Origin of the sequence: Chachezhania sediminis, assembly GCF_009765275.1 — a bacterium.
Lineage (GTDB): Bacteria > Pseudomonadota > Alphaproteobacteria > Rhodobacterales > Rhodobacteraceae > Chachezhania > Chachezhania sediminis.
Genome location: NZ_VOPH01000002.1, coordinates 217,819 through 244,142, shown reverse-complemented (window position 1 = coordinate 244,142; position 26,324 = coordinate 217,819). Strand labels below are relative to the sequence as shown.

Genomic DNA, 26,324 nt, shown 5'->3' with positions numbered 1-26,324 from the left:
ACATGGTCCTGACCGGACCGGATTGCCAGATGTGCGGCCTGCGTCAGTGTGCGTCGACCTTGGCGTCCTTGGGCGGCGGCTTCATCGCAAGGGCCATCACCGCCAGTCCGGCAAAGATCGCCGTCAGCAGCAGGAAGACGTCGATGAAGGACATCACCGCCGCCTGCTGCGCGATCCTTTGGCCCATCTGGACCAGCGCCGCGCGGGTGCCGTCCACGCCCTGGGCCGACAGGTTGGCGGCCATCAGGTCCAGCTGGCGCAGCGCCTCGGTATTGGTCCAGTTCAGCGCTTCCTCCAGCCGGGCGGAATGCAGTGCGCGGCGGTCGGTCAGGACCGTGTTGATGATCGCAAGCCCAACGGCCCCGCCCAGGTTCCGCATCAGGTTGTAGAGCCCGGACGCGCTTTTCATCTTGTCCGGCGGCAGCGTGCCCAGGGCCAGGTTGTTGATCGGGACCATGCAGATCATCAGCGAACAGCCCCGCAGGATCTGCGGCCACATCAGTTCATAGAAGTCCCATTCGGCCGTCATGTGGGTCAGCATCCAGGACGAATAGCCGAATCCGACGAAACCCAGCAGCAGCATCAGCCGCAGGTCCATCCTGGCCGACATCCGGCCCGCGAAGGGCGCCGTCAGGAACATGGCCGCGCCGGACACGAAGACGGTCTGGCCGATCATCAGGCTGTCATAGCCGCGGATCGAGGACAGGTAGAGCGGGTACAGATACGTCATCCCGTAAAGCCCGATCCCCATCACGAAGGAAAAGACCGATCCCACGGCAAAGTTCGTGTTGGCGAAGGCGGAAAAGTCGACGACTGGTTCGTCCCGCGTAAAGGCGCGCCAGAAGGTGGTGACGCCGCCGATGACCATGACCCAGAACAGGACGAAGACGATCTCGTCATCGAACCAGTCGTTGCCGGGGCCTTCCTCCAGCACGTATTCCATCGCGCCCAGGAAGCAGGCCAGCGCCACAAGGCCCAGCCAGTCGAACTTGTCGAAGAGCTTCCAGTTGGGTTTGTCGAAATCGATCAGGGTCAGCGCGCCGATGGTGACCAGGATCCCGGCGGGCACGTTGACCAGAAACAGCCAGTGCCAGGACATCGTGTGGCTGAGAAACCCGCCCACGGTCGGGCCGACCGTCGGCGCCAGCGTCGCCACAAGGCCGATCATGGGAGAGACGAGCGACCGTTTCGAAGGCGGAAAGACGGTGAAGGCCGCGGCAAAGACCGACGGGATCATGCCGCCGCCCAGGAAGCCCTGGACGCCGCGCCACAGGATCATCTCGTTGATCGACGACGACGTGGCGCAAAGGAAGGACGCGGCGGTGAAACCCGCGGCCGAGATCGCGAAGATCAGCCGCGTCGACATCATCCGGCCGAGGAAGCCGGACAGAGGGATCATGATGACCTCGGCAATCAGGTAGGAGGTCTGGACCCAGCTGATCTCGTCGCTTGATGCGCCCAGCCCCGCCTGGATTTCCGGCAGCGAGGCAGAGACAATCTGGATGTCCAGGATCGCCATGAACATGCCGAAGACCATGACGAGAAACGCCGCGATCTTTCGCGGCGTCAGTTCGGGTTCACCCGTTTCCAAATCTGTTTCCACCGCAGTGCTCATTCCGAGGCGTCCGCCAGTCGGCCATCGGCCTTCGGTGCCGTGCGGCGGTCGATTTCAACGATGACCGACAGACCGGCGCGCAGGCCCTCGGTGCCGGCCGGGAGCTCGATCCGGACGGGGACGCGCTGAACGATCTTGGTGAAATTGCCGGTCGCGTTGTCGGCCGGCAGCAGCGAGAAGATGGAACCCGTGGCAGGCGCGATGGACACGACCTTGCCTTCGATCTCGTGCCCGTCGAACGCGTCGATCGTGATATGGGCGGTTTCGCCCGGGACGATGCCTTCCAGCTGTGTTTCCTTGAAGTTCGCTTCGACATAAAGCCCTTCGTCCGGGACGACGGCGGCCAGACGGGCGCCGGGGCTGACCAGTTCGCCTTCCTCGGTCGCGACATTGGCGACGATGCCGTCGAAGGGCGCGCGCAGGACCGTCAGGTCAAGATCGCGTTTCGCCTGGTCGACATCCAGTTGCAACGCGGCGCGGCCCGATTCCGTTTCGTCCCGCTGGGCCTTCAGCACCTCGACCTGCGCCTGTGCGCCGGCGATGGCGGCCTGGGCCGCGGCCTTGTTGGCCAGGGCGGTGTCCAGCGCCTCGTTCGCGGCATCCAGCGTCGCCTGCGAGGTGATGTTGCGTTCCGCCAGCCCCTTGGCCCGCTTGGCGGCCGAGGTGGCGTTGCGAAGCGAGGCTTCGGCCGCATCCAACTGTGCACGTGCCTGCGTGACCGTGGTCTCGGCGGCCGCGATCTGGGCGTCGATCCGGTCCAGCGTGCGGTCCAGCGTCGGCAGCTTCGCCTCTGCCTGGTCCAGTGCGATCCGGTAGTCGCCGTCGTCGATCCGGACCAGCACATCCCCCTTCTTCACGTGCTGGTTGGGTTCGACCGGGATTTCCGAGACATAGCCCTGAACCCGCGAAGACACGATCGACAGGTCGGCATGCACATAGGCGTCGTCCGTGTCGATCATGAAGCGGCCAGTGGTCCACCATTCGTACCCGGCGTACCCGCCGCCCAGGACTGCGGCCAGCGCGATGGCCAGGAAGACCTTCTTCTTGCCGCCCGTCTTCGCCTTGGTCGCGTCGGCCCCGGAGGCCGGGGGCGGCGAAGCCTCGGGCGCGGGGGGCGTGGGGGCGGTCTTGGCGGTGGTGCTGTCGATGCGGTCGTGACGCGACATGGGGGACGGACCTTCGGTCTTTGGCTTGCTCTCAATCGAACCGAACGGTTCGTTCCACACTTAGGGCGGAGCCCGAGTCGCTTCAAGGGGTTTATCGAACCGGTCGGTTCGATTATCTTTGGCGAAGCGCAGAGGGGCCCGCCATGACCGATACCCAGACCGAAACGACGATCCAGACCGCCTGCAACGACGAACCCCGCAAGCGGCACGCGGCAGGAGAGGATCCGCGGAAACGCGAGCAGATCCTGAAGGGGGCGTGGCGTGTCTTTATGGAACAGGGCTTCGACGCGGCCTCGATGAACAGCATCTGCAAGGCGGCGGGCGTGTCGAAGGGGACGCTCTACGTATACTTCCAGAACAAGGAGGACCTGTTCGTCGCCTTGGTCGAGGAAAAGCGCCGGCTGTTCTTCCTGAACCTTGGCACGCGGCTGGCCAAGGCCGGATCGGTCGAGGAACTGCTGACGGAATACGGGATCGCGCTGGGCACGCTTCTGACCTCGGAAGAGGTGATCCGGGCACAGCGCATCATCATCGGCGTGGGCGAGCGGATGCCCTGGCTGGCGAAACGCTTCTGGGAGGCGGGGGCGACCCATTCTATGCGGGCCCTGTCGGACTGGCTGGTCCGCGAAAGGGAAGCGGGGACGCTGGCCGTCGAGGATCCGATCCAAGCGGGGCAGGTCTTTATCGACCTGACCGTCTCGGGGCTCTGGCGTCGGCGCCTGTTCGGCGAGGAACCGAACCCGCCCAGCCCCGAGGAGATCGAGCGCAACACGGCCGAGGCGGTGCGCATTTTCATGGCGGCCTACGGCGCGCCGAAGACCTGACCCCTATTCTATTCCCCGCGAGGGAATCGCTGGTTTTCCTCGACCACGTTCAGGTCCATGTGGTTGCGCATGAACTGTTCGCTGGCCTTCTTCAGCGGCTGGTAATCCCAGGGATAATAGGACCCGTTCCGCAAGGCCTCGTAGACGATCCAGCGCCGCGCCTGGCTGCGCCGCACCTCGGCATCGAAGCGGTCCAGGTCCCAGCGGGCATCGGCCATCGCCCGCAGTTCTTCCAGCGCGTCGGCATGGGCGAGGTCGTTCGCCAGATCCGTCAGCTCGTGCGGATCGGCGTCAAGGTCGAACAGCTGGTCGGGGTCCAGCGCGCAGCGGTTGAACTTGTACCGTTTCGTGCGCAGGGAAATCAGCGGCGCCTGGCTGGCCTCTGCCGCGTATTCCATGGCGACGGGGCTGGTCCGGTCGCCGCCCCGTGCCAGCGGCAGCACGCTTTCCCCCGCCGTCCAGGGTGCGATGTCGTCCATCGAGATCCCCGCCAGATCGCACAGCGTCGGGCAGACGTCGATATTGCTGACCGGTGTCGTGACGTGTCGTGGGTCCAGACCGGGCGCGGCCAGCATCATCGGCACCCGGGCGGATCCTTCGTAGAAGCACATCTTGAACCACAGCCCCCGCTCGCCCAGCATGTCGCCGTGGTCCGAACAGAAAAGGATCACCGCCTCTTGCCGCGTGCGGTCCAGCGTATCCAGGATTTCGCCGATCTTGTCGTCGAGATAGGAGATATTGGCGAAATAGGCGCGGCGCGACTTTGCGATGTCCTCTTCTGTGATGTCGAAGTTCCGCCAGTCGTTGGCATCGAAGATCCGTTTCGCGTGCGGGTCGTGATCCTCGTAGGCCATCGCCGGAACCTCGGGCTGCAAATGCTCGCAGTCCTCGTAAAGGTCCCAGTACGTCTTCCGCGCGACATAGGGGTCGTGGGGATGGGTGAAGCTGACGGTCAGGCACCACGGCCGGTCGTCATGGCCACGCGACAGGTCATACAGTTTCCGGACGGCCTCGTAGGCGACCTCGTCATCGTATTCCATCTGGTTGGTGATTTCGGCCACGCCGGCGCCGGTGACGGACCCCATGTTGTGATACCACCAGTCGATCCGCTCCCCCGGCTTGCGGTAATCCGGGGTCCAGCCGAAATCGGCGGGATAGATGTCGGTGGTCAGGCGTTCCTCGAACCCGTGAAGCTGGTCGGGGCCAACGAAATGCATCTTGCCCGAAAGTGCTGTCTGGTATCCGGCCCGGCGCAGGTGGTGGGCATAGGTCGGCAGGTCCGACGGGAATTCGGCGGCGTTGTCATAGACCCCGGTGACCGACGGCAACTGCCCCGACATGAACGCCGCCCGCCCCGGTGCGCAGAGCGGCGAGGCGGTATAGCAGTTTTCGAACCGGACCGACCGCGCGGCCAGCCGTTTCAGGTTCGGCGCGTGCAGCCAGTCGGCGGGCCCGTCGGGGAACAGCGTGCCGTTCAGCTGGTCGACCATCAGGATCAGGATGTTGGGCTTTGTCATGGGGGCCTTTCCGCGTTTCCGCGCAGCCTAGTTCCGCGTCGCTTCGCATGCCATCGGGAAATCGTGCGGGGCCCATGGACGCATAGGTTGCATTGCACGGGCTTGCGCGTTGCTAGTCGTCTTTCGGGCTGATAAGTCCGCCAAGGACCGCAGAGACAAGGACCAAGCACCGCCATGACCGAAGATTACATCGTCAAGGACATCGCCCTGGCCGAATACGGCCGTAAGGAGCTGGATATTGCGGAAACGGAAATGCCGGGGCTCATGGCCCTGCGCGAGGAGTATGGGGCCGCCCAGCCTCTGAAGGGCGCGCGCATCGCCGGCTCGCTCCACATGACGATCCAGACCGCCGTCCTGATCGAGACGCTGACAGCACTGGGGGCCGAGGTCCGCTGGGCCTCGTGCAACATCTTCTCGACCCAGGACCACGCCGCCGCCGCGATCGCCAAGTCCGGTGTTCCCGTTTTCGCCGTGAAGGGCGAGACGCTGGAGGAATACTGGGACTATTGCGACAAGATCTTCGATTTCCCCGAAGGCGGCTGCAACATGATCCTGGACGATGGGGGCGACGCCACGCTCTACATCCTGCTGGGCGCCCGCGTCGAGGAAGGTGAAAAGGACCTGATCGAAACGCCCACCTCGGAAGAGGAAGTGGCCCTGTTCGCCCAGATCAAGAAGCGCATGGCCGCGAACCCCGGCTGGTTCGGCAAGCAGCGCCACATGATCCAGGGCGTGACCGAGGAAACGACGACCGGCGTCCATCGCCTGTACCAGATGATGGAGAAGGGCCACCTGCCGTTCCCCGCGATCAACGTGAACGACAGCGTCACCAAGTCGAAGTTCGACAACAAGTACGGCTGCAAGGAATCGCTGGTCGACGGCATCCGCCGCGCCACCGACACCATGATGGCCGGCAAGGTCGCCGTGGTCTGCGGTTATGGCGACGTGGGCAAGGGTTCGGCCGCCAGCTTGCGCGGCGCCGGTGCCCGTGTCGTGGTGACCGAGGCCGACCCGATCTGCGCGCTGCAGGCGGCCATGGACGGCTTCCAGGTCACCACGCTGGAAGACATGCTGCCGATCGCGGACATCTTCATCACCACGACCGGCAACAAGGACGTGATCCGCATCGAGCACATGCGCGAGATGAAGGACATGGCCATCGTCGGGAACATCGGCCACTTCGACAATGAAATCCAGGTGGCCAACCTGAAGAACCACAAGTGGACCAACATCAAGGACCAGGTGGACATGATCGAGATGCCTTCGGGCAATCGTCTGATCCTTCTGTCCGAAGGTCGCCTGCTGAACCTGGGCAACGCCACCGGCCACCCGTCCTTCGTGATGTCGGCATCCTTCACCAACCAGACCCTGGCCCAGATCGAGCTGTTCACGCGCGGCGAGAATTACGAGAACAAGGTCTATGTCCTGCCCAAGCACCTGGACGAAAAGGTCGCCCGTCTGCACCTGGACAAGATCGGCGTGAAGCTGACAAAGCTGTCGGCCGAACAGGCCGCCTATATCGGCGTGACCCCGGAAGGCCCGTTCAAGCCGGACCACTACCGCTACTGATCCGGGCTTTCGCCAGATCCTGACAAAACGATCGGCCGGTTCTTGCACATGTCGTGCAGGGGCCGGCCGGTTTCGTTTCGGGCCTGCATTATTCTTTTGGATACAGACGGATACGTGGTTTCTGCGGGTTCCGACCATGCCCCGAACCGCCAGGGCCCGCGGGCAGAGGGGCGGAAAAACGGGCCCTGTAGCCGGATCTTTTCCGGAACATTTCCCGTCGTCGGACGCTGTTTCCCCAACTGAACGCAAACGATGGAGGAAATCATGCTCTTCAAACAGATCGCCGCCGGTACCGCCGTTGCCGCCCTGCTGTCGACCACCGCCCTGGCGGGAACGGCCGTGCAGCAAGATGCTGAAATGAATGCAGAAACTCCGGCCGCTTCGGCGCAGGTCAGTCCCGGCGTGAACGATTCCGAAACCCGTGTCGAGGATTCGGTCCAGGCTGCCAAGGATGCCGCGAGCAATGCCGTTGACGGTGCCAAGAACATGGCCTCGGATGCTGCCGAAGCCACGGGCAATGCCGTCGATGACGTCGCCAACGCCGCCGAGAACACGGCAGAGGACGCCGCGAAGGCGACCGAGAACACCGTGAACGACATCGCCAATGCGGCCGACAACACGGCTGACGACATCGCGAACGCGGCCGACAATGCCGGCGACGCCCTGATGGGCGAGCGGGAGTTCACCAGCATCGAACAGATGACCGTGGGCGACGTCGTGGGTATGGTTGTCTATGACCCGGAAGAAAAGGCGATCGGCGAAATCGACTATGTCGTCGTTCCCGCCGGTGCACCGTCGGCTGTGATCGGCATTGGTGGCTTCCTGGGCCTGGGTGAATACACCGTCGCCCTACCGATGTCCGAATTCAAGCTGAGCGAGGACGGTACCTTTTTCACGCTCGATACGACCAAGGACGCCCTGATGGAGCAGCCGGAATTCGACGAGGCCGGTGTCGAGGGCCTGCCCCACGACCTGTCGATGGCCGAAGTCATGACCGGCACCACCACGATGCCGGCCACAGGCGCCGACAAGCCGGACACGATGAGCGGCTCGTAACAGGTCCTCTCCCCGGTCCTGCCCGGTCTGCCCGGGGGACCGCCCCTTCGTCCGGTCCCCCGGACGGGAAAACCCGCGCCTCCCCCGGCGCGGGTTTTTCGTTGCCGGTCTTTCCCGCCACCTTGGTGTTGCAGATACCCGTCGGTGGCGACCCTGTGGGAAATGCGGGCCCCGGTCACGGGGGCTTTTCGTCCGCTACGGCGGGAACATTCGACGCCTGGCCGGGAATGGCAGCCTCTTGTGGGCCGGGAAAGCCCGCACTGATGGTCTTTCGGCCGGTGCAGGGCCTGGCGCCTGTGGCCCGGCCGAGTTGCCGCGGGCTGTCCTGTCGACGGATCTTCGCGTCTACCGCCCGGGACTGCCGGACATGCTGGCGCGACCCGACCGGCACTGGCAGAGACGACACTTAAAGGTTGTGCGACATCGGCAAGGGTCTACCCTTTCCCCGTGGCCGTACAGGCCAGTGAGAGAGGAGAGACCAATGGGCAAGCGTGACGATCTGATCGCGAGATATGCCGACGATCTGAAGAACAAATGCGGGATGGTCCCGGACATGGACCTGCTGACCAAGGTCACCATCGGCTGCGGACCGTCGATCTATGACGCCGATTCCAACACCGTCGCCGCCAGCCAGCCGGGAGAGTTGGAGACCGTCAAGAAAAACTTCCTGATCAAGAAGTTGGGCCTGCCCGATGGGCCGGAGCTGGACGCCGCCATCGCCCGCGTGGTCGAGACATACGGCGCCTCGGAGCGGAACAAGTACCGGGCCGTCGTATACTACGATGCTGACGAAACATTTCGGCAAAGAGTCGGTCTACGCCTGAGCCCCGCGCAAGTACCTGCAATTCAAGACAAATGCCCCGGGCATGGTCGTTGTCCGGGGGAGGAATTCGCGTTAAACCAGAAAACAGAGACCAGAACGGTCGGGACCTTTTGAATACCCGAAACGTGGTGCGCCTTGGGGCCACGTGGGGTGAGGGGGAGGATCCTGATCGGCCCTCGGGCCCAGGATCCTCCCGTTAACCCATCGGGGCCGGGACCGGCGGCATCGGGGCCGATCCAGACGGGATGCGGCGCCGGACATGGCGTGTGGTCCCGCCGAACAGTCTTCAGAACAGCGCCAGGATGAAGCCCATGACCGTAGTCGAGATCACGGCATAGCCGCCGTCGATCAGAGTCAGCTTGATCGGCCGCATCGCATAAAGGTTGGTCATCGCGATCCAGGGCGTGATGAAGAACAGCCCGATGCCGAAACCGGCAAGGATCCCCAGGCCAAGACCGTTGATCCCGGCCATCGCAAAGACGTGACGCATCATGCCGGCGACCAGCAGTTCCAGGAAGAAGCCGATGACGAAGACGATGGGCGACCCGCCCTTGACCGGCCGACCATCGGCGCCCGCCGGAATGCCCGTGGCCCTCAGCCACTGCTTCGAAAGCCAGCCGTACCAGACCGTGCCCAGTGCAAAAGCCGCGGCGGTCGCCGCCAATACGTTTGCAACCTCGACGATGGTGTGAAACATTTCCTGTCCCCCAGTTGCCTGTCCGGCCCTAGTCCGGATCGGTATTGCCCAGCGCGCAGACCGCGCGCCACTCGGCCTCGGTCACCGGCTGGACCGACAGGCGCGAATTCCTGACCAATACCATCTCGGCCAGGCCTTCGTCTGCCTTGATCGTCTCAAGCGTGACAGGTTTCGCAAAGGGGCGGACGGCGCGGATATCGACGCATTCCCAGCGGGGATCGTCGGTCTTGCTGTCGGGATGCGCCAGGGCTGCGACCTCGACGATGCCGACGACAGCCTTTTCCGTCTGGGAATGATAGAAGAAGCCTTTGTCGCCCAGCTTCATCTCGCGCATGAAGTTGCGGGCCTGATAGTTGCGGACGCCGTCCCATTCCTCGCCTGCACTGCCTCTGGCGACCTGGTCGTCCCAGCTCCAGGTCGAGGGTTCGGATTTGAAAAGCCAATAGGCCATGAGGCAGCGCCTTTCGCGTGAAGGATCAGTCTCGTTCTTCCTTCAGGGGGCGGGCCAGCAGGGTCTGCATCGCGTCCTCGACCGATCCGCCGTCCAGAAGATCGACCACACCTTGCGTGATCGGCATCTGAAGGTCCAGCGGTTGCGCCATGGCGGCCACCGCGCGGGCGGTGGCCGCCCCTTCGACGGTGACCTTGGGGTCGAACTTCTCTCCCGCGCCCAGGCTTCGGCCCAGGCGATAGTTCCGCGACAGGTCCGACGTGCAGGTCAGCGCCAGGTCGCCCAGGCCGGACAGGCCCGCCAGCGTTTCCGCCCTTCCGCCGCGGGCTTCGGCCAGGCGCAGCATCTCGGCATAGCCGCGGGTCATCAGGGCGGCGCGGGCGCTGTCGCCAAGCCCCGCACCGATAGCGGCACCGCAGGCGATGGCGATGACGTTTTTCAGGGCTCCGCCGATTTCCGCTCCGGCCACGTCCGTCGTGCGATACAGTCGCAAGGTCGGGGTCGAGAGCGCATGCTGCAGCCGTTCGCCCAGATCCGGCACGTCGCAGGCCAGCGTCAGGGCGGTGGGCAGGCCGATGGCGATGTCGGCCGCGAAAGACGGGCCGGTCATCAGCGCGGCATAGGCTTCGGGCAGGACATCGTGGATCACGCCGGCCGGGCCCAGGCCGGTCTTCAGCTCCATTCCCTTGCAGCAGGCGACAAGGATCCGACCGTCCAGTACGCTGCGGTACTGTTCCAGCAGGCCGCGCAGCTGTTGCAGCGGGACGGACAGCAGCACCGGCCCGCCGGTGGCCAGTGCGGCGGTCAGGTTGGCGGTGGGCATCAGGTTTTCGGGCAGCACCGCGCCGGGCAGGCTGCGCAGATTGCGGCGGGTCTGCTGCATCTCGGCCACCAGATCGGCATCGCGGGAACACAGGTGGACGGTGCCGTTTTCTGCCAGCGCGATGGCCAGCGCGGTGCCGAAGGCGCCAGCGCCCAGGACGGCGATGCCGGTCATGCCTTGGCCCCCTTGCGGCCGCTGCCCAGAAGGGCCGGGCTGGTGCTGTCCAGGGGCCAGCGCGGACGCGCGGCCAGGTCAAGCCCGTCCTGCCCCCCCAGCCTGAATCGCTCGATCCCCGCATAGGCGATCATCGCCGCGTTGTCGGTACAAAGCCGCAGCGGGGGCGCCAGGAATTGCGCCCCGGCCGCGTCGGCCACCTGTTCAAGTGCCGCGCGGATCGACTGGTTCGCGGCCACGCCGCCGGCCACGGCGACGAGCGGATGCGCGGGCGCGCTTTCGGCGATGTAGATCTTCAGGGCGCGGGCGGTCTTGGCGGCCAGAACGTCGGCCACAGCCTGCTGGAACCCGGCCGACAGGTCGGCCCGGTCGGCGCGTGTCAGCCCGCCCTTTTCTTCCACGATCCGGTCGCGCAGCCGCAGCAGCGCCGTCTTCAGCCCGGAAAAGGACAGGTTGCAGTCGTCCCGGTCCAGCAGCGGCCGGGGAAACCTGAAACGTTTCGGATCGCCCATCTTCGCTTCGGCCTCGATCGACGGGCCGCCGGGTTGCGGCAGGCCCAGCAGGCGGGCGACCTTGTCGAAGGCCTCTCCGGGGGCGTCGTCGATGGTGCCGCCCAGCCGGCGAAAGCGTTCCGGGCCCTCGACCACAAGGAACTGGCAATGCCCGCCCGAGACGAGGAGCATCAGGTAAGGGAATTCGGCGCCATCCGTCAGCCGCGGTGTCAGGGCATGTCCGGCGAGGTGGTTCACGCCGATCAGCGGCTTCGCGGCCGCCATGGCCAGCCCCTTGGCGCACATCACGCCGGACAGCACGCCGCCGATCAGGCCGGGGCCTGCGGTCACGGCGATGGCATCGACTTTCTGCAGCGCTTCGGCCGGGGCGTCGCCCAGACCGGCCTTGGCCAGCGCGGCAGCGACGCAACCGTCCAGCTTTTCCGCATGCGCCCGGGCGGCCAGTTCAGGGACCACGCCGCCAAAGGGCGCGTGCAGGTCGGTCTGGCCGGCCACGACCGACGACAGGATTTCAGCCCGCCGGCCGGGATGCTGGCGCACGACCGCCGCCGCGGTGTCGTCGCAGCTGCTTTCCAGCCCCAGTATGGTAAGGACAGGCTTCATCTCGTTGATCGCGCGCTCCCGCTTTGCGTGTTGACTTGGGGCAGGTAACATTCCCCAACTACCGAAACAATTGCCCGACGTCCCGACGCCAGACCCGAACATGACTAACCGCCCAGTGCTGCTTTTGACACGGCCCGAGCCCGCAGCGCTTCGCTTTGCGGCGAGCCTGCCGCAACGGGTGAGGGTGGCGCTGGACGTCTGCATGTCGCCGCTACTGGAGATATGCATTACCGGCGACCCGTTCGAGCCCGGAAATGCCAAGGGTCTGATCTTCAGTTCCGCCAACGGCGTGGGGGCGGCCGCCATCCTGTCCCGCAACCGGACGCTGCGGGCCTATTGCGTCGGACGGGCCACCACGGCTGCGGCGCAAGACGCCGGATGGCCTGCCGAATGCCGCGGCACCGATGCCGAAACGCTGATCAGCAGCCTGCTTCAGCGCCGCCCCGCCGGGCCGCTGGTCCATCTGCGGGGCGCCGAAAGCCGCGGGTCGGTGGCGCAGCGGCTGTCGGCCGCGGGTCTTCGCACCCGCGAACAGGTGCTGTACGATCAGCGCAAGCGCCCGATGTCGGCCCAGGCCATGGCGGTGCTGAACGGGATGCAGCCGGTGCTGGTGCCCTTGTTTTCCCCCCGGACGGCACAGCTTTTCATCCAGTCCGGCGCAATGCAGGCGCCGCTTCACATCGTGGCGCTCAGCCGTGCGGTGGCGGATGTGACGCGCCGCCTGTTCCCTCGTTCGGTGACCATTGCCGAACGCCCCGATGCAGATGCGATGCGCCAGGCGATTGAAAATGTCGCGGTTAAGGTCTGTCGGCTTGAGAGGGGAAGGGGGCACGGTTAAGCTGCACTGCGGAAAATCGACTGTCCGATTTGAGAATCGAAGGGGTAGCGCGTGGCCAAGAGGAAATCCTCCGACCAGCCGACCGATGGGTCAACCAAGGGGAATTCCCCCGCCGACGCCGTGACCGAAACGGGCATCGACAAGAGCGAACCGGAAACCGGCACGCCGGAAGTGTCGGAAGAACCGGTCACGACCGACGCCGGTTTCGAGGCGGGCACCGATCCCGTCGCGGACCCCGAAGCGCTGGAAAGCGCGTCCGCGCCGCTGGAGGACCAGCCCCGGGGCGTGATGGCCGAACCCGGCGAAACGACGGTCGAACCGGAAAGCGACCTGCCCCTGGCAGATCCGGACACTCTGACCGACGCGGCGCTGGACGAAGGCGCGACCTCGGACAGCGGGCAGGAGGACGGGACAGACACCGACCCGACCGAGCCCGAGGACACCGCGCTGGAAAAAGAAGACAGTGATCCGGTCGATTCCGAAGGCGACATGCCGGAACCGAACGACGATCCCGATGCGCTGGCCGCCGCAACGGCCGCGGGTGTCGTCCTTCCCGTCCACGAACCTGCGCCCGAGCCTGAGCCGGCACCTGCGGCGACGGCCCCCGCGCCCGAACGCGTGGTCGAACGCCGCGGTGGTTTCTTCCCGATCTTCCTTGGCGGTGTCGTCGCCGCAGGCCTGGGCTTTGCCGCCGGCAGCACCGGCCTTCTGGACTCCGTTCTGCCGTCTTCGGTGAAGAAGGACCTGGAAACGAACTCGGCCCAGACCGCGGATGCAATTGCCGCGCTGAAGGCGGACCTGGCCAAGCAGGCCGATACCCTCGCCGCCCTGCAGGGCAAGCTTGCGGAACCGGCGACCGACGGTCTGGAGACCGTGCAGACCAGCGTCACCGACCTGACCCAGAAACTGTCAGCGCTGCAGACCACCGTGGGCGATCTCTCTGCCAAGATCGGGCCGCTGGCGGACCGGATCACCACCATCGAACAATATCCGAACGCAGATGCCGCCACCAAGGCCGCGACCGATACCTTCAAGGCCGAACTGGCCCAGTTGACGGACTCCGTCAAGGCGCAGCAGGCGACGCTGGACCAGCAGGTTGCCGCCAGCCAGAAGCAGCTGTCCGAAGTGGCCGAGGCCCAGCAGGCCCAGATCGAGGCGCTGGTCAACGAGGCCAAGGCAGCCGAGGCGAAGGCCAAGGAACTGGAAGCCAAGGCCGCCGCCGATGCCCAGCGGGCCGAGATGCGCGCCGTCGTGGGCAATATCGCGGCCGCGCTGGGCGATGGTACGCCCTATGCCGATCTTGTCGCCTCGCTGAAGGACGGCGGCATCGACGTGCCCGCCGCCCTGTCGGGACCGGCGGCGGACGGCGTGCCCACGCTGGCGCAGCTGCGTGCGTCCTTCCCGGACGCGGCGCGCGATGCGCTTTTTGCCGTGCGGACCGGACAGAAGGACGGGACCGGCGGCATCGCGGGCTTCTTCGAACGCCAGCTTCAGGTGCGCTCGGTCACGCCGCGGCAGGGCGACGGGCCCGATGCGGTTCTGTCCCGGGTCCAGCAGGCCGTGTCGGCTGGTGATCTGGATCAGGCGCTGACGATGATCGGCACGCTGCCCGAACCGGCGCAAGACGCCATGAAATCCTGGGAGTCCGCGGCGCAGACCCGCCTCGCTGCCGTGAAAGCCAACGAGTCGCTGGCGCAGAGCCTGAACTCCAACTGAAGGATCCGCCGCCATGTTGTGGTCATTGATCAAGGTCGTCGTCTTCCTCGCCATCATCGCGGGACTGGCACTGGGCGCGGAATACCTGATGGACAGCGCCGGCGGTGTGCAGATCACCATGGCCGGGACAGAATTCACGCTGCAGCCCCTGCAGGCGGTGATCGCGCTGCTGGTTCTGCTGTTCGCCATGTGGATCCTGCTGAAGGTGGTGTCGTTCCTTTTCGCCTTCCTCAGCTTCCTGGCCGGGGATGAAACGGCGATCACCCGCTTCTTCGACCGCGGCCGCGAACGCCGCGGCTACAAGGCGCTTACCGAGGCGATGATCGCCATGGCCGGCGGCGAAGGGCGCGAGGCGATGCGCAGGGCATCCCGCGCCGAAAAGCTGCTGCAACGCCCGGAACTGACCGGCCTTCTGTCGGCCCAGGCGGCGGAACTGGCCGGCGATCGGTCGCGCGCGACCGCTGCCTACAAGGCGCTGATCACCCATGACGAAACCCGCTTCGTCGGTGTCCGCGGCATCCTGCGCCAGAAACTGGCCGAAGGGGACAAGGAAACCGCGCTGAAGCTTGCGCAGAAGGCCCAGTCCCTGCGCCCCCGCAATGCCGAGGTGCAGGACACCCTGCTGCGTCTTCAGGCGACCTCGGGCGACTGGACCGGCGCGCGTGGCACGCTGGCGGCCAAGCTGAAGTCGGGCACGATCCCCAAGGACGTCTATACCCGACGCACCGCCGTTCTGGCGCTCAGCCAGGCGGAGGCTGCGATGATGAACGGCGAGACGACGCCGGCCGCCCGCGACCAGGCGATCGAGGCGAACCGACTGTCGCCGGACTTTGTCCCCGCCGCCGTCGCTGCCGCCCGTGCGATGAACGCGCAAGGTCGGCCGAAGCCTGCCGCCAAGGTGATCCGCAAGGCCTGGGACACCACGCCCCACCCGGACCTGGCCGCCGCCTTCGCGGAACTGGAACCGTCCGAAACCCCCGCCGCCCGCCTGAAGCGCTTCCAGCCGCTTTTGAAGGTCAAGCCGGACAATCCCGAAACCCGCCTGGTCGACGCCGAACTGCATGTCGCGGCCGAGGATTTCCCGGGTGCCCGCCGTGCGCTGGGTCCCCTGGCGGAAGAGGCGCCGGATGCGCGTTTCTACACCCTCATGGCCGCCATCGAACGGGGCGAGGGCGCATCGGACACCATCGTGAAGGGCTGGCTGGCGCGCGCGCTGCAGGCGCCCCGCGGCCCGCAATGGGTCTGCGAGAACTGCCATACCGCCCACGCCGAATGGGCGCCGGTCTGTTCGTCCTGCGAAAGCTTCGACACGCTGTCCTGGACCACGCCCAAGGCGCCGGTGACGGGCACGGGGGCGGCTACGCACCTGATCCCGCTGATCGTCGGCGGGCCCGCGGCCACGGCCGAGGACATGCCTGTGCCGTTCGATCCGGCCCCTGAAACGGCGTCCACGCCGACCATGGCAGACGTGGACGTGTCGGTTGCCGATCCGGTGGAGCCTGCGGCCGAAGACGACACCGTGCCCACGGCGGAAGACGTTCCGCCGGGCGAGGAACCCCGCCGGTCCGCGTCCAGCTGACCCGGGTGACAAATTGGGGGTTTCCACCCTCTCGGGGCGGTGCTAAAGGACCGCCCCACCGGGTACGGAAATGTCTGTCGGACATGGACCGCCCCGGCTCCGGACCGGCCGCCAGCGCCGCCGGTCACCGGAAGATGCCGCAGTAGCTCAGCTGGTAGAGCACGTCATTCGTAATGATGGGGTCGGGGGTTCGAGTCCCTTCTGCGGCACCACTTTTCTGGGAAACAAGCGCCTTCGCGTGGGTAGCCGGTGCTAGGTACGCTGTAGCTTAGCTTGTTGAAGTAAGCCTGCCGGCGCCACCCGACGGTAACCTGCCTGCGGGCTCATAGCGATCCCGCGCAGCGCAGACGTACGGTTGGGAGTTGACGGAATGCCTCATCGTAACCATTCCTATTGAAGACGCCGTCGGGCGTGAGGGAAACTTGTGGAACACGAGAATGTCATCGGAGCGTTCAGTGAGGCAGACGCCGCTCGCTTGTCTGGACTATCGGTAGGGCAATTGCGGAGTTGGGACCGTAAGGGCTTCATTAGTCCCAGTTTTGCTGAAGACAATCGTCGCCTCCCTTACAGCAGAGTCTATTCGTTTCGGGACATCGTCTCATTGCGGGTTCTGGGCCAGCTTCGGAACACGTATAAAGTGCCTTTGCAGCACCTGAGGAAAGTATCTGATAACTTGTCTCATCTTGGTGACTCTAAGTGGACGTCGGCTACCCTCTATGTTCTCGGCAAGAAAGTTGTTTTCACCGATCCGCGGTCAGACAAGCGCGTTGAAGTTGTAAGCGGACAGCGGGTCTTTGATATCCCTTTGCGTGTCGTCATATCCGACACCAAAAAGGCTGTTGCTGACTTGAATAAGCGTGGTACCGATGCTTTAGGGCAAGTTGTACACGGAAAGTTCGTGTTGCAGAATGAACCGGTTTTTGAGGGAACGCGTATTCCTGTCTCAACTGTTATTCACTATTTGGATCTGGGGTTCTCTCCTGAAGAAGTGCTGGAAGAGTTTCCCGATCTGACGCTTGTGGATGTTGAAGCAGCTCGGTCATTGGGCAATGGTCAAACCGCAGCTTAACAGATGAACTACACTGGATGTCGAATTTGCATGTGAAGTTCGATAATCTGCGAGGCTCATTGTCTGAAAGCTGCTGGGGTACCAGGCGTGACTGAGGATGATCAGGAGCATCGATTAGGCGTATTTCGGTTCTTGACCGATCACAATGTTCCCGTCTCTCTGGGAAATGCATTGATTGCGATGGGGCATGACGTCGTGCGAATTAGCGAAATAATGCCCGTGAACTCTCCTGACCCGGTGGTTGCGCGGGCAGCAATCGAAGCCGGAAGAATTCTAATTAGCTGGGACAGGGACTTCAACGCCCAGAGATTTGCATCACCCCGTTTTGAGCAGTTGTCACGAATAATGATGTCAGGGCCAGAACCTTCAGGGGCGGCTCGTCTCACCGAGGTCTTCGACGTCGTGGAGTTCGCACTACGGCGAGATCAGGAAAATCCCGCTATTGTTCGCGTAGGCAGCCATCGAGTTCAAATCCACCTGTGAAGCGTAGACCCCACGACACGTGAAGTTTCTCGGAATAAAGGTGCATTTACCCCACCCGCTCCCCCGCCAGCACCGCCGCCGCTAGGTCCTGCACGATCAGCCCGTGGGACTTGTAGGCCGTGATCTCTCCGTCCCCCCGCACGAACAGCGACGGATCCGACAGGACCGCACCGATCTCGGTCACCGCATAGTCCTCCGGGATCGCGCCCGCCGTCCTGGCGTCGATGATCTCGCCCGACTCGCGGGACGAACTTTCCAGGGAATCGGTGAACATCCGCACCCGGGCGACCGCTTCGTCGTCGACCTCGCGCGCGTCGGCGAGGCTGGCGCCGACAAGGATCAGGTGCTGGCCGGGCTCCAGCAGCGCTCCGGGGAAAAACGCCGTGCGCGCCGCCGTGGCTGTGATCAGGACGTCGGCGCCGCCCGCTGCCACCTCCAGCGTGGGCACGCAGCGCAGGATGGCTGCGGCTTCGGGGAAATGGGCGGCCAGGTGCAGGGCTTGTTCGGGGCGGCGGGACCAGAGGCGGATTTCCGTGGGCGCGAAGCACTCCAGCGCGCCGCGGATGTGCCATTCGGCCTGCTCGCCCGCGCCGAAGACGGCGAAGACCTTGGGGTCGGGCCGGGCCAGCGCCCGGATCGACAGCATCGACGCAGCCGACGTGCGCAGCGCCGTCAGCGCGTCGGCATCGGCGGCGATCAGGGGGACGCCGGTGTCGCTGTCGAAGACGACGACGAAACCCTGGTGGCTGGACAGGCCCATCTTTGGCGCGTCGGGGTAAAGGCTAAGGACCTTCAGCCCATGCCGCCGCGGTTCGCGCAGGGCGCCGTACATCAGCGCCATCCGGCCCTTTTCGTTGATCGGCACGGCAAAGCGCGGCGGGTGCAGGGCATCGCCGGCCGACACCTCCTTCATCGCCTGTTCTATCGCGGGGATCAGGGCCCCCACGGTCAGGGTGGCGCGGATTTGGTCGGCGGTGATGACTTTCATGAGGTCTTTCCGGTCGGTTGGGGCAGGGGGCTGGCCAGCCGTGCGGCGCAGTGAAGAAGCAAGATCAGGCAGGTGACGGGGATCGCGGCGCCGATCACAGCCAGGTTCACGCCCAGCCCGGCGGACGAGCGGTTGAAGTTGCGCCACATGAACCCGCGCTGAAAATTCCAGCCCGCGCCGAAGAACGCGTAGTAGAGGACCGGCGCCAGGAAGATGACGACCGTGGCGGCCAGCATCACCTTCGCCAGCACCTGCACGGCCGGGGGGCTTCCTTGCGTGACCGTGACGATCACCGGGTCCAGTGCGCGGCGGAACGCGCAGCTGGCACCAAGGAGACCGCCCCACACCATCAGGTAGCGGGCCAGTTCCTCGGTCCAGGCATAGGGGCTGCGCAGGCCGTAGCGGCCCGCGATCTGGAACAGGATCGTCAGCGCGATGCCAAGAAGGCAGGCCTTGGCCAGCGCCAGGCAGACCCGGTCGACACCCGCGCTGATGCGATCCAGCCGGTTCACTTTACCGAATCCGCGATGGCCTGCATGTCGGCAACGGATCCGGACGGCATCAGCGTGTCCCAGACCTGCTGGCTCCGGGCCTTGAATTCGGCCAGCGCCTCGGGGCTCAGTTCCGTCACGGTGACGCCGGCGGCCTTCAGGCCCTCGATCTCCGCCTTTTCGGCGGCATAGGTCCAATCGCGGTTCCTGGCATTGGCGGTCAGGACAGCGGCGTCGACGATGGCCTTCTGGTCATCCGCCAGCATGTCGTACCAGTCGGCCGACATCAGTGCGGCCCGGAACGGCGTGCCGGCCTTCAGGTCGGTGAAGTACTTCAGGAATTCCGTGTGCTTGAAGATCAGCGGCACGGCCGGCGGGTTGAAGTAACCGTCGACGATCCCCTGCTGCACGGCGCCCGCGAATTCCGGCATGTCGACCACGACGCCCTGGGTGCCCCAGGCCTCGAACAGTTTCACCTGGTTCGGGTCGATGGCCCGGATCCGCAGGTCGGTCAGGTCGTCGACCGATGCGACCTCGTGCTCGTCATTGAACAGGCCCATCTGACCGCCAAGACCGGGAAGCGCCGCGACGATGACGCCCTGCGCCTTCATCTTCTCCTTGATCTCGGCCAGCATCTCGCTGTCCACTTCCTGAGTGGCCTTGAAGAACTGTTCCGAGGATTCGAAGACGTAAGGCGCCAGGAACCCAAGGATCCGCGGATCGACCTGCGCGATCATGACGAAGTTGGTGACGGCGAACTGCAGCAAACCTTGCGACAGCTGGTCGACCAGTTCGGCATCCTTGCCCAGGGCGCCGCCGGCAAAGACGGTCGCCTCCAGCCCCGCTTCGCGAAGCGCGGCGGCGAAGTCTTCGGCATAGACCCAGTCGGCGCAGGCGGGGACCGGAGGGCATTGGACGGCAATCTTGATGTCCTGGGCCTGGGCCGTGCCGGCAAGGGCCATGCCTGCCGCAAGGGCCAGTCCGGAAAGGGTGGTGCGCAGATGTTTCATTGTCGTTTTCCCTGTTGTTTTGGTTGTTCAGTCGATCAGTCCGACCAGTCGGGGCAGCGCCAGCGTCAGGTCGGGGACGAGGATCAGAAGCAGCAGCAGCGCCACCTGCACGGCCAGAAAGGGCAGGATGGCTCGGGAAAGCCGCAGGTAGTTCACGTCGGCCGCGGCCGAGACCACCATCAGGATCCCCCCGAACGGGGGAGAGATCAGGCCCAGCGTCAGGTTCAGGCAGCTGACCACGCCGACATGGACCGGGTTGCAGCCCGACGCGATGGCAGCGGGGATCAGGACCGGGACCAGCAGGACCAGCGCCATGGTCACGTCCATCACCATGCCGGCGGCGAACATGACCAGGCTGGCGACCAGGAAATACTGCGTGCCGCCCAGGCCCAGGTCCTGCACCGCGGCGGCGATGCCTTCGGGCAGGCGCATGATGCCGATCAGATAGCCGAAGATGGCCGCGGCAAAGAGGATCATGAAGATCGACCCCGTCAGCATGGCCGAGCTTGAAAGCGCGTCGGACGAGATGTTCACGGTTTCCCGGAACGCCCGTCCCGGCCGGTCACGCCCCAGCAGGCGGTAGACGAAGATCAGAAGCAGCGTGATGGCGACGGCCAGCGCCGCGGCCTCGGTCGGCGTGACGACGCCGAAGACGATGCCGGCGACGATGGTGACGGGGATCAGCAGGGCCGGGGCGGCGCGCACGATGGTCGCCCAGAAGGCCGGCAGCACCATGTCCCGGCCGCCCGGGTGCCCGTCGCGCCGGGCGATCCAGAAATTGTAGGCGCACAGGAACAGGGCCATCAGCAGGCCCGGGATGATCCCGCCCGCGAACAGCGCCGCGACCGAGACATTCATCAGCGCGCCGTAGAAGATCATCACGATGGACGGCGGTATGATCGGCCCGATCACGCAACTGGCGGCCGTCAGGGCCGCAGCGAAATCGTTGCTGTATCCCTTGTCGCGCATCGCGGGGACCAGCGTCTTGGTCGTGGCCGCCGCATCCGCCACGGCAGAGCCGGAGATGCCGGCCAGGAAGACGCTTGCCAGGATGTTGACGTAGCCCAGCCCGCCCTTCAGCCGCCCGACCCCCAGCATGGCCAGGTCGATCAGGACCTTGGTCACGCCGCCGCGGGTCATCATCTCGCCCGCCAGGATGAACAGCGGCATCGACAGGAAAGTGAAGACGTCGATCTGGCTGAAGATCCGCTGGGGTAGGATCGCCAGATAGTTGGAATAGCCCGTCGCGATGAAGGCCAGCACGGCGGCCGCCCCTGCCACATAGCTGATCGCCACGCCGCCAAGAACGGCAGCCAGGATGAACGCGACGATCAGGATAAGGGCCATGGACGAAGCCTCCTTGACCGGGAAGGAAGATTGAGGATACGAAATATGTCAACAGAAAATGTCGTATAGGAAAGAATGCATGGTCGATACGACAGGCGACATGGATGCGGAACGGGCGCTCAGCGCCTTTGGTGCGCGGGTGCGCAAGCTGCGGCAGGGCAAGGGGCTGACCTTGCAACAGGTGGCCGACCGCGCCGGCATGTCAGGGTCGACCATTTCCAAGATCGAGAATTCCAACCTCTCTCCCACCTTTGACGGCCTGCTGAAACTGGCCAAGGGGCTGGAGGTCGACCTGACCACCCTTCTGGACGATCGCCCCCGGGCGGAACCGGAACGCGAGAAGACCCCGATGCTGGGCCGGATCGACGTGACCCGCGCCGCCGAACGGCACGCCATCGACGCCGCAACCTATGTCTATGAACCGCTGGCCATGGGGCTGAAGCAAAAGCTGATGGATGCCACCCACGTCGTGGTCAAGGCCCGGGACATTGCGCAGTTCGATCATCTGGTGTCTCATCCCGGTGAAGAGCTGGTCTATGTCCTGTCGGGCGAGGTGGAGCTTCATTCCGAACTTTACGCCCCGATCCGGCTGGGGCCGGGGGACAGCGTCTACTACGACGCGGCCATGGGCCACGCGCTGATCAATGTCGGTGAGGGGGAGGCGACCTTGCTGAACATCGTGACGGGCGGATCGGTCCCGACAGGAGAAAGCTGATGCTGACACGGGAAGAATGGATCGCGCAGGACCTTCTGGGCCTGGTCCAACTGGTCGAGGCGGGAGAGATCGCCCGGAAGGAGGTCCTGCAAACCGCCATCCGCGAGATCGAGGCCCAGAACCCCAGGATCAACTCCGTCATCTATACACGGTTCGAGGAGGCGCTGGCCGACCTGGACGCCGCGCCCGAAGGCCCGCGGTTCCTGGGCATGCCTTACCTGATCAAGGACCTTTACGCCCCAGTCAGGGGCATGCCGCTGTCGAACGGGTCCAGCCGGTTCAAGGGCATGATGATGGACTTCGACAGCAGCCTTGTGGCGCGGCTGCGGGCGGCCGGATTTTCCTTCCTGGGCCGGACCACGTCGTCGGAAATGGGCATGTCGGCGGAGACCAACACCAAGGCCTGGGGCACGACACGGAACCCTTGGAACACGGACCATATCGTCGGTGGATCGTCGGGCGGGGCAGGGGCGTCGGTCGCGGCTGGGATGTTGCCCGCGACCCATGCCACCGACAGTGCCGGATCGATCCGGATCCCCGCGTCGTTCAACGGGCTGGTCGGGCTGAAGCCCACGCGCGGTCTGAACCCCTGGGGCCCGCACCGGGGCGATCCGAATGGTGGGATCAGCCATGAACATGCCGTATCGCGCACCGTGCGGGACACCGCCGCGCTTCTGGACGTGACCGCGGGGCCGGACGCGGGCGCCCCCTATTTCGCGCCGCGGCCCCCGAAACCGTTCGAGATCCTGATCCAGACCCCGCCGGAACGGCTTCGGATCGGGTTTGTCGATACCTGTCTCGATGGCTCGCCCGTCGATCCGGCCTGCAAGGCGGCGGTGACGAAGACCGCGAAACAGTTGGAGGCGCTGGGCCATGCGGTCGAGGAGGCGATGCCCGATTTCGATGTCCACGCCCTGACCGACGCGATGATCCGTTACCTGTTCGGATCGCTGTCGGGCATGTTCCCGGGCGTGGCCATAGGCGATATCGTCGACGGGCTGGAACCCGTGACGGTCGCGACGTTGGCCTATGCCAACGGCATCCCGCTATCGGATCACGTCGCCCGCGCGGCGGTCATCAACCGCGAGGTGCGGCGCCTGTCGGCCTATTGGGAAACCTACGACATCCTGCTGACCCCGGCCACCGGCACGCCGCCACCGAAACATGGCGCGCTGCCGACCGACGACCCGGACCTGGACCTGTTCATGGACCGCCTGTTCAGGCTGTCGCCCTTCACGGCCACGTTCAATGCCAGCGGGCAGCCCGCGATCTCGCTTCCCGTCCATGCCACCGACGACGGGCTGCCGGTCGCGGTGCAGCTGGTCGGGCGCTATGCGGACGATGCCACGGTGCTGAAACTTGCGGCGCAGATCGAGAACGCGATGGGCTGGCGCCCGATCCTGCTGTGACGTCCGCGCGCCGATCTGGTATCCTGCGGGTGGGAGGCCCGCGACACACGATTTCTTTCCAATGTCGGAAGTAGGTTAGGTCCCATGTCCGCTCCAAAGATCGCCATCATCGGTGCCGGTGCCATCGGAACGGCATTGGCCGCCCGGCTGGCCGCTGCCACAGACGACCTGACCTTCGTCGCCCGGGGCCAGCGCGCCGCGGCGCTGCGCGCCAATGGCGTGCGGCTGGAAGACCTGGAAGGGACCTTCACCGCAAGGCCCAAGGTGACGGAACGACTGACCGGGCCGGTCAGCGTCCTGTTCGTCTGCGTGAAATGCGGCGCGCTGAAGGCGGCCATCGAACAGAACCTGGCGGGCATCGGGCCTGACACGCGGGTCATCCCGCTGGTCAACGGCATCCCGTGGTGGTTCCATGCCGATCCGTCCCGCCCCGTGCAGGCCGTGGATCCCGGTGGCGAACTGCTGACCCTGATCTCCCTCAGGCAGATCGTCGGGTCCGTCACCGCCATGACGGCCGGCTTCGACGAAGACGGCGAAACCGTGCGGTCCACCATTCCCCATCACCTGGTCCTGGGGCCCATCGTCGACGACGGCCCCCGGCCCGTGGACCTGGCGGCGGCGCTGGTGTCGTCGGGCATCACGCTGGACCGGGCCGACGACGTCTATCCGCTGGTCTGGAACAAGCTGATGCTGAACCTGGCCACCAACCCCGTGTCGGCCCTGACGGGCGAGACGCTGGAACGGATCGCGGCCAACCCGACCTCTCTGGCCCGGGCCGAAGCCCTGGCGGGCGAGGTGCGGGACCTGGCCCGGTCTTTCGGCGTGACCGTCGATCCGACGGGTCTGGGCGCGCGGCTGGCGAAGGCGGGTGATTTCGCCACCTCGATGCTGCAGGATGCCCGGGCCGGGCGGCCACTGGAACTGGCGCCCATCGTGCAGGCGCCCCTGGAACTGGCTGCGGCGCAGGGCGTGCCGATGCCGGAAACGACCCGATTGCTTGACGACATGCGCCGCCGCTTCGACGCGGCCGCCTGACAGGAGGACACCGCAATGACCATCCAGGAGAACGAGCTGATGCCTGGCAAATCCGAGGAAGAGCTGCGCATCCAGCTGGCCGACTTCTATCACCTGGTCAGCTATCTCGGCTGGACCGAGCTGATCTTCAACCACATCTCGGTCCGCCTGCCGGGCGAGGAACACGCCTATCTCGTGAACCCGTTCGGCCTGCATTATGACGAGGTGACGCCGGACAATCTGATCCGTGTCGGCGTAGACGGGCGGAAGCTGGACAATTCGCCCTACAACGCCAACCCGGCCGGGTTCGCGCTGCATGGCGTGATCCACCAGAACCGGCCCGACGTGGGCTGTGTCGCACACACCCACACCACGCCGATCAGTGCCATCACGCTGAAGGATTTCGGGATCGAGCATGACAGCTTCTATGGCGCGCAGCTCTACGGGCGCGTCGGCTATCACGCCTTCGAAGGGATCACGCTGTACGAGGATGAACGCCCCCGGATGCTGGAAAGCCTGGGCGACAAGAACGTGCTGGTCCTGCGCAACCACGGCATCGCGGTGTGCGAACGGGACATTCCGCTGACCTTCATGCTGCTGTGGACCGTGCAGCGAGCGGCGGAAATCCAGTGCACGGCGAATGCACTGCCCGGCCCGAACACGCCACTGTCGGCGGATATCCGTCAGAAATGCGCTGACGATGCCATGCGGCTCAGCCGCGAGGGCGGGCAGTTCGCCGAACTGCTGTTCGACGCCATGGTCCGCAAGATGAAGCGCGAAGGTTTCCCCGCCGGGGTCTAATCCCGCGCCGCAGGGTCACACGTTCTTTCGGTCGACAAATGGCGCACGGGTCCGCAGGGTCCGTGCGTCAGCGTTTCAGACCCCCGAAAGGACACAGCAATGGCCCATGATCCCGACGCGATTGCAAAGCTGTTCGATGCTTCGCCCTTCGTTGCCTTCCTTGGCCTGAAGGTGACCGAGGTCGAGATGGATGCTGGCGCCGTCACGATGATCATGCCGATGCGCCCGGAACTCGCCCGCGGCGGCCCGATCGAAGGCCAGTTCCATGGCGGGGCGGTCGCTTCGCTGATCGACACTGTGGGGGATTTCGCCGTCGCGCTGACGGCAGGGGCGCCGGTGCCGACAATGAACTTTCGCGTGGATTATCTGCGCCCGTCGGGGGGCGCGTACCTGACCGGCCGTGCGGTGACGCGTCGGTTGGGCAAGTCCATGGCGGTGGTCGATATCGACGTGACCGACAGCCAGGGCCGGCTGACCGCCGTGGGCCGCGGGACCTATTCGCCCAAGGTGGGCTGAACCGGACAACGGACATGACGCCGAAAATGACAAGGGCCGCGCAGGGCGGCCCTTTCGGTATTCAGGATGGCGTGCCGGCAATCAGCCGTTCACGCTGTCCTTCAGGGCCTTTGCGATGGTCATCTTGACCACCTTGTCGGCTTCCTTCACCAGCTTGTCGCCGGTGGCCGGGTTACGGACTTCACGCTCCGGACGTTCGCGGCAATAGATCTTGCCGACGCCCGGCAGGGTCACGGCGCCGCCGGCGGTCACTTCGCGAGTGATCACGTTGCAAACGGCTTCCAGGGCTGCCGTTGCCGATTTCTTGTCCGTGCCCATGTCTTCGGCCAGCGCGGCCACAAGCTGGGTCTTGGTCATTGGCTTTGCCATGTTCTCAGGTCTCCTTAACTGCCCGATCGGTCCGATCCATCTTGGGCCTCATCCGCGGACAATACCCCAATATAGTCGGGGCCTACAACATATTGCGGTGCGAAAGCCCAGTAAAATAGGGCCATTTGTGGTGTTTTTGAGTCGAAAAG

At 65.2% G+C, this 26,324-nt stretch carries 25 protein-coding genes, 1 tRNA gene and 1 pseudogene; 15 read left to right on the top strand and 12 right to left on the bottom strand.

Going from position 1 to position 26,324, the window contains the following annotated elements; translation table 11 throughout:
• Positions 1-43 precede the first annotated feature (43 nt).
• Entirely contained in the window at positions 44-1,615 is a 1,572-nt protein-coding gene (locus FQK05_RS06115; protein ID WP_158965026.1) for a DHA2 family efflux MFS transporter permease subunit, read from the bottom strand.
• Entirely contained in the window at positions 1,612-2,781 is a 1,170-nt protein-coding gene (locus FQK05_RS06110; RefSeq protein ID WP_158965025.1) for an HlyD family secretion protein, read from the bottom strand. The genes FQK05_RS06115 and FQK05_RS06110 overlap by 4 nt, the downstream gene beginning before the upstream one ends.
• A gap of 143 nt (positions 2,782-2,924) precedes the next feature.
• Here FQK05_RS06110 and FQK05_RS06105 point away from each other — a divergent pair, with 143 nt between their 5' ends.
• Positions 2,925-3,605 (top strand): TetR/AcrR family transcriptional regulator, encoded by a 681-nt coding sequence (locus FQK05_RS06105; RefSeq protein ID WP_158965024.1) that lies wholly within the window; start codon positions 2,925-2,927, stop codon positions 3,603-3,605.
• An 8-nt stretch (positions 3,606-3,613) separates the two neighbouring features.
• Here FQK05_RS06105 and betC read toward each other — a convergent pair whose 3' ends face one another.
• Complete coding sequence (betC, locus tag FQK05_RS06100; protein ID WP_158965023.1) at positions 3,614-5,122, bottom strand: choline-sulfatase; 1,509 nt, start codon at positions 5,120-5,122, stop codon at positions 3,614-3,616.
• Between the two features lie 174 nt (positions 5,123-5,296).
• Between betC and ahcY the strand changes: the two genes are divergently transcribed.
• The 3 genes and pseudogenes from ahcY (at position 5,297) to FQK05_RS06085 (ending at position 8,571) form a co-directional block, all read left to right on the top strand.
• The gene (gene ahcY, locus FQK05_RS06095; protein ID WP_158965022.1) at positions 5,297-6,691 is read left to right on the top strand and encodes an adenosylhomocysteinase; all 1,395 of its coding nucleotides are present in this window, start codon (positions 5,297-5,299) and stop codon (positions 6,689-6,691) included.
• A 264-nt stretch (positions 6,692-6,955) separates the two neighbouring features.
• Positions 6,956-7,747: a hypothetical protein gene (locus tag FQK05_RS06090; protein ID WP_158965021.1), complete on the top strand. Its 792-nt coding sequence runs from the start codon at positions 6,956-6,958 to the stop codon at positions 7,745-7,747.
• 481 nt (positions 7,748-8,228) lie between these two features.
• Positions 8,229-8,571: pseudogene (locus FQK05_RS06085) on the top strand (DUF2853 family protein).
• A gap of 285 nt (positions 8,572-8,856) precedes the next feature.
• Here the strand turns inward: FQK05_RS06085 and FQK05_RS06080 are convergent.
• From FQK05_RS06080 to tsaD, 4 genes are read right to left on the bottom strand one after another with little or no spacing between them, the layout of a single operon-like run.
• Positions 8,857-9,267, bottom strand: coding sequence for a DUF1761 domain-containing protein (locus tag FQK05_RS06080; protein WP_158965020.1), 411 nt, complete (start codon positions 9,265-9,267; stop codon positions 8,857-8,859).
• A gap of 28 nt (positions 9,268-9,295) precedes the next feature.
• Positions 9,296-9,718, bottom strand: a complete 423-nt coding sequence (locus FQK05_RS06075; protein WP_158965019.1) for an EVE domain-containing protein — start codon at positions 9,716-9,718, stop codon at positions 9,296-9,298.
• Between the two features lie 25 nt (positions 9,719-9,743).
• Complete coding sequence (locus FQK05_RS06070) at positions 9,744-10,715, bottom strand: NAD(P)H-dependent glycerol-3-phosphate dehydrogenase (RefSeq protein ID WP_158965018.1); 972 nt, start codon at positions 10,713-10,715, stop codon at positions 9,744-9,746.
• The gene (gene tsaD, locus FQK05_RS06065) at positions 10,712-11,830 is read right to left on the bottom strand and encodes a tRNA (adenosine(37)-N6)-threonylcarbamoyltransferase complex transferase subunit TsaD (protein ID WP_158965017.1); all 1,119 of its coding nucleotides are present in this window, start codon (positions 11,828-11,830) and stop codon (positions 10,712-10,714) included. The genes FQK05_RS06070 and tsaD overlap by 4 nt, the downstream gene beginning before the upstream one ends.
• A 100-nt stretch (positions 11,831-11,930) precedes the next feature.
• Here tsaD and FQK05_RS06060 point away from each other — a divergent pair, with 100 nt between their 5' ends.
• From FQK05_RS06060 to FQK05_RS26490, 6 genes are all read left to right on the top strand, one after another.
• Positions 11,931-12,668, top strand: coding sequence for a uroporphyrinogen-III synthase (locus FQK05_RS06060; protein ID WP_158965016.1), 738 nt, complete (start codon positions 11,931-11,933; stop codon positions 12,666-12,668).
• Between the two features lie 51 nt (positions 12,669-12,719).
• Complete coding sequence (locus FQK05_RS06055) at positions 12,720-14,384, top strand: COG4223 family protein (protein WP_158965015.1); 1,665 nt, start codon at positions 12,720-12,722, stop codon at positions 14,382-14,384.
• A gap of 13 nt (positions 14,385-14,397) precedes the next feature.
• Positions 14,398-15,963, top strand: coding sequence for a heme biosynthesis protein HemY (locus FQK05_RS06050; protein WP_158965014.1), 1,566 nt, complete (start codon positions 14,398-14,400; stop codon positions 15,961-15,963).
• 136 nt (positions 15,964-16,099) lie between these two features.
• Positions 16,100-16,175 (top strand) — tRNA-Thr (locus FQK05_RS06045).
• 212 nt (positions 16,176-16,387) lie between these two features.
• Positions 16,388-17,032, top strand: a complete 645-nt coding sequence (locus FQK05_RS06040) for a DUF433 domain-containing protein (RefSeq protein ID WP_158965013.1) — start codon at positions 16,388-16,390, stop codon at positions 17,030-17,032.
• 87 nt (positions 17,033-17,119) lie between these two features.
• Positions 17,120-17,515, top strand: coding sequence for a DUF5615 family PIN-like protein (locus FQK05_RS26490; RefSeq protein ID WP_158965012.1), 396 nt, complete (start codon positions 17,120-17,122; stop codon positions 17,513-17,515).
• Between the two features lie 46 nt (positions 17,516-17,561).
• Here the strand turns inward: FQK05_RS26490 and FQK05_RS06030 are convergent, their stop codons facing one another.
• Genes FQK05_RS06030 through FQK05_RS06015 form a run of 4 tightly spaced genes read right to left on the bottom strand, consistent with a single transcriptional unit; the run spans position 17,562 to position 21,351 of the window.
• Positions 17,562-18,503 (bottom strand): ornithine cyclodeaminase family protein, encoded by a 942-nt coding sequence (locus tag FQK05_RS06030; protein ID WP_158965011.1) that lies wholly within the window; start codon positions 18,501-18,503, stop codon positions 17,562-17,564.
• Entirely contained in the window at positions 18,500-19,015 is a 516-nt protein-coding gene (locus FQK05_RS06025) for a TRAP transporter small permease (protein ID WP_158965010.1), read from the bottom strand. Before FQK05_RS06025 ends, FQK05_RS06030 begins: the two co-directional genes overlap by 4 nt.
• Positions 19,012-20,004 carry a TRAP transporter substrate-binding protein gene (locus FQK05_RS06020; RefSeq protein ID WP_158965009.1) on the bottom strand — a complete coding sequence of 331 codons (993 nt, stop codon included), beginning with the start codon at positions 20,002-20,004 and terminating at the stop codon, positions 19,012-19,014. The genes FQK05_RS06025 and FQK05_RS06020 overlap by 4 nt, the downstream gene beginning before the upstream one ends.
• A gap of 27 nt (positions 20,005-20,031) precedes the next feature.
• A complete protein-coding gene (locus FQK05_RS06015; protein ID WP_158965008.1) occupies positions 20,032-21,351 on the bottom strand; it encodes a TRAP transporter large permease in 1,320 nt (439 codons plus the stop codon).
• A 79-nt stretch (positions 21,352-21,430) separates the two neighbouring features.
• On the opposite strand from FQK05_RS06015, the gene FQK05_RS06010 reads away from it, so the two are divergent.
• The 5 genes from FQK05_RS06010 (at position 21,431) to FQK05_RS05990 (ending at position 25,806) form a co-directional block, all read left to right on the top strand.
• Complete coding sequence (locus FQK05_RS06010) at positions 21,431-22,066, top strand: helix-turn-helix domain-containing protein (RefSeq protein ID WP_158965007.1); 636 nt, start codon at positions 21,431-21,433, stop codon at positions 22,064-22,066.
• Entirely contained in the window at positions 22,066-23,475 is a 1,410-nt protein-coding gene (locus FQK05_RS06005) for an amidase (protein WP_158965006.1), read from the top strand. The genes FQK05_RS06010 and FQK05_RS06005 overlap by 1 nt, the downstream gene beginning before the upstream one ends.
• A gap of 84 nt (positions 23,476-23,559) precedes the next feature.
• Complete coding sequence (locus tag FQK05_RS06000; RefSeq protein ID WP_158965005.1) at positions 23,560-24,510, top strand: ketopantoate reductase family protein; 951 nt, start codon at positions 23,560-23,562, stop codon at positions 24,508-24,510.
• Between the two features lie 15 nt (positions 24,511-24,525).
• Positions 24,526-25,290: a class II aldolase/adducin family protein gene (locus FQK05_RS05995; RefSeq protein WP_158965004.1), complete on the top strand. Its 765-nt coding sequence runs from the start codon at positions 24,526-24,528 to the stop codon at positions 25,288-25,290.
• 99 nt (positions 25,291-25,389) lie between these two features.
• Complete coding sequence (locus FQK05_RS05990; protein ID WP_158965003.1) at positions 25,390-25,806, top strand: PaaI family thioesterase; 417 nt, start codon at positions 25,390-25,392, stop codon at positions 25,804-25,806.
• A gap of 81 nt (positions 25,807-25,887) precedes the next feature.
• Here FQK05_RS05990 and FQK05_RS05985 read toward each other — a convergent pair whose 3' ends face one another.
• Positions 25,888-26,175 (bottom strand): HU family DNA-binding protein, encoded by a 288-nt coding sequence (locus tag FQK05_RS05985; RefSeq protein WP_158965002.1) that lies wholly within the window; start codon positions 26,173-26,175, stop codon positions 25,888-25,890.
• Between the last annotated feature and the right edge of the window lie 149 nt (positions 26,176-26,324).

Bases quoted from the DNA above. Each gene is read 5' to 3' on its own strand.
- FQK05_RS06000 (WP_158965005.1), top strand. From the start codon at position 23,560: ATGTCCGCTCCAAAGATCGCCATCATCGGTGCCGGTGCCATCGGAACG.
- FQK05_RS05990 (WP_158965003.1), top strand. From the start codon at position 25,390: ATGGCCCATGATCCCGACGCGATTGCAAAGCTGTTCGATGCTTCGCCC.
- FQK05_RS06060 (WP_158965016.1), top strand. From the start codon at position 11,931: ATGACTAACCGCCCAGTGCTGCTTTTGACACGGCCCGAGCCCGCAGCG.
- FQK05_RS06030 (WP_158965011.1), bottom strand. From the start codon at position 18,503: ATGAAAGTCATCACCGCCGACCAAATCCGCGCCACCCTGACCGTGGGG.
- betC (WP_158965023.1), bottom strand. From the start codon at position 5,122: ATGACAAAGCCCAACATCCTGATCCTGATGGTCGACCAGCTGAACGGC.
- FQK05_RS05995 (WP_158965004.1), top strand. From the start codon at position 24,526: ATGACCATCCAGGAGAACGAGCTGATGCCTGGCAAATCCGAGGAAGAG.
- FQK05_RS06050 (WP_158965014.1), top strand. From the start codon at position 14,398: ATGTTGTGGTCATTGATCAAGGTCGTCGTCTTCCTCGCCATCATCGCG.
- FQK05_RS06010 (WP_158965007.1), top strand. From the start codon at position 21,431: ATGGTCGATACGACAGGCGACATGGATGCGGAACGGGCGCTCAGCGCC.
- FQK05_RS06080 (WP_158965020.1), bottom strand. From the start codon at position 9,267: ATGTTTCACACCATCGTCGAGGTTGCAAACGTATTGGCGGCGACCGCC.
- FQK05_RS06105 (WP_158965024.1), top strand. From the start codon at position 2,925: ATGACCGATACCCAGACCGAAACGACGATCCAGACCGCCTGCAACGAC.
- FQK05_RS06110 (WP_158965025.1), bottom strand. From the start codon at position 2,781: ATGTCGCGTCACGACCGCATCGACAGCACCACCGCCAAGACCGCCCCC.
- FQK05_RS06020 (WP_158965009.1), bottom strand. From the start codon at position 20,004: ATGAAACATCTGCGCACCACCCTTTCCGGACTGGCCCTTGCGGCAGGC.
- ahcY (WP_158965022.1), top strand. From the start codon at position 5,297: ATGACCGAAGATTACATCGTCAAGGACATCGCCCTGGCCGAATACGGC.
- FQK05_RS05985 (WP_158965002.1), bottom strand. From the start codon at position 26,175: ATGGCAAAGCCAATGACCAAGACCCAGCTTGTGGCCGCGCTGGCCGAA.
- FQK05_RS06015 (WP_158965008.1), bottom strand. From the start codon at position 21,351: ATGGCCCTTATCCTGATCGTCGCGTTCATCCTGGCTGCCGTTCTTGGC.
- FQK05_RS06115 (WP_158965026.1), bottom strand. From the start codon at position 1,615: ATGAGCACTGCGGTGGAAACAGATTTGGAAACGGGTGAACCCGAACTG.
- FQK05_RS06075 (WP_158965019.1), bottom strand. From the start codon at position 9,718: ATGGCCTATTGGCTTTTCAAATCCGAACCCTCGACCTGGAGCTGGGAC.
- FQK05_RS06090 (WP_158965021.1), top strand. From the start codon at position 6,956: ATGCTCTTCAAACAGATCGCCGCCGGTACCGCCGTTGCCGCCCTGCTG.
- tsaD (WP_158965017.1), bottom strand. From the start codon at position 11,830: ATGAAGCCTGTCCTTACCATACTGGGGCTGGAAAGCAGCTGCGACGAC.
- FQK05_RS06070 (WP_158965018.1), bottom strand. From the start codon at position 10,715: ATGACCGGCATCGCCGTCCTGGGCGCTGGCGCCTTCGGCACCGCGCTG.
- FQK05_RS06005 (WP_158965006.1), top strand. From the start codon at position 22,066: ATGCTGACACGGGAAGAATGGATCGCGCAGGACCTTCTGGGCCTGGTC.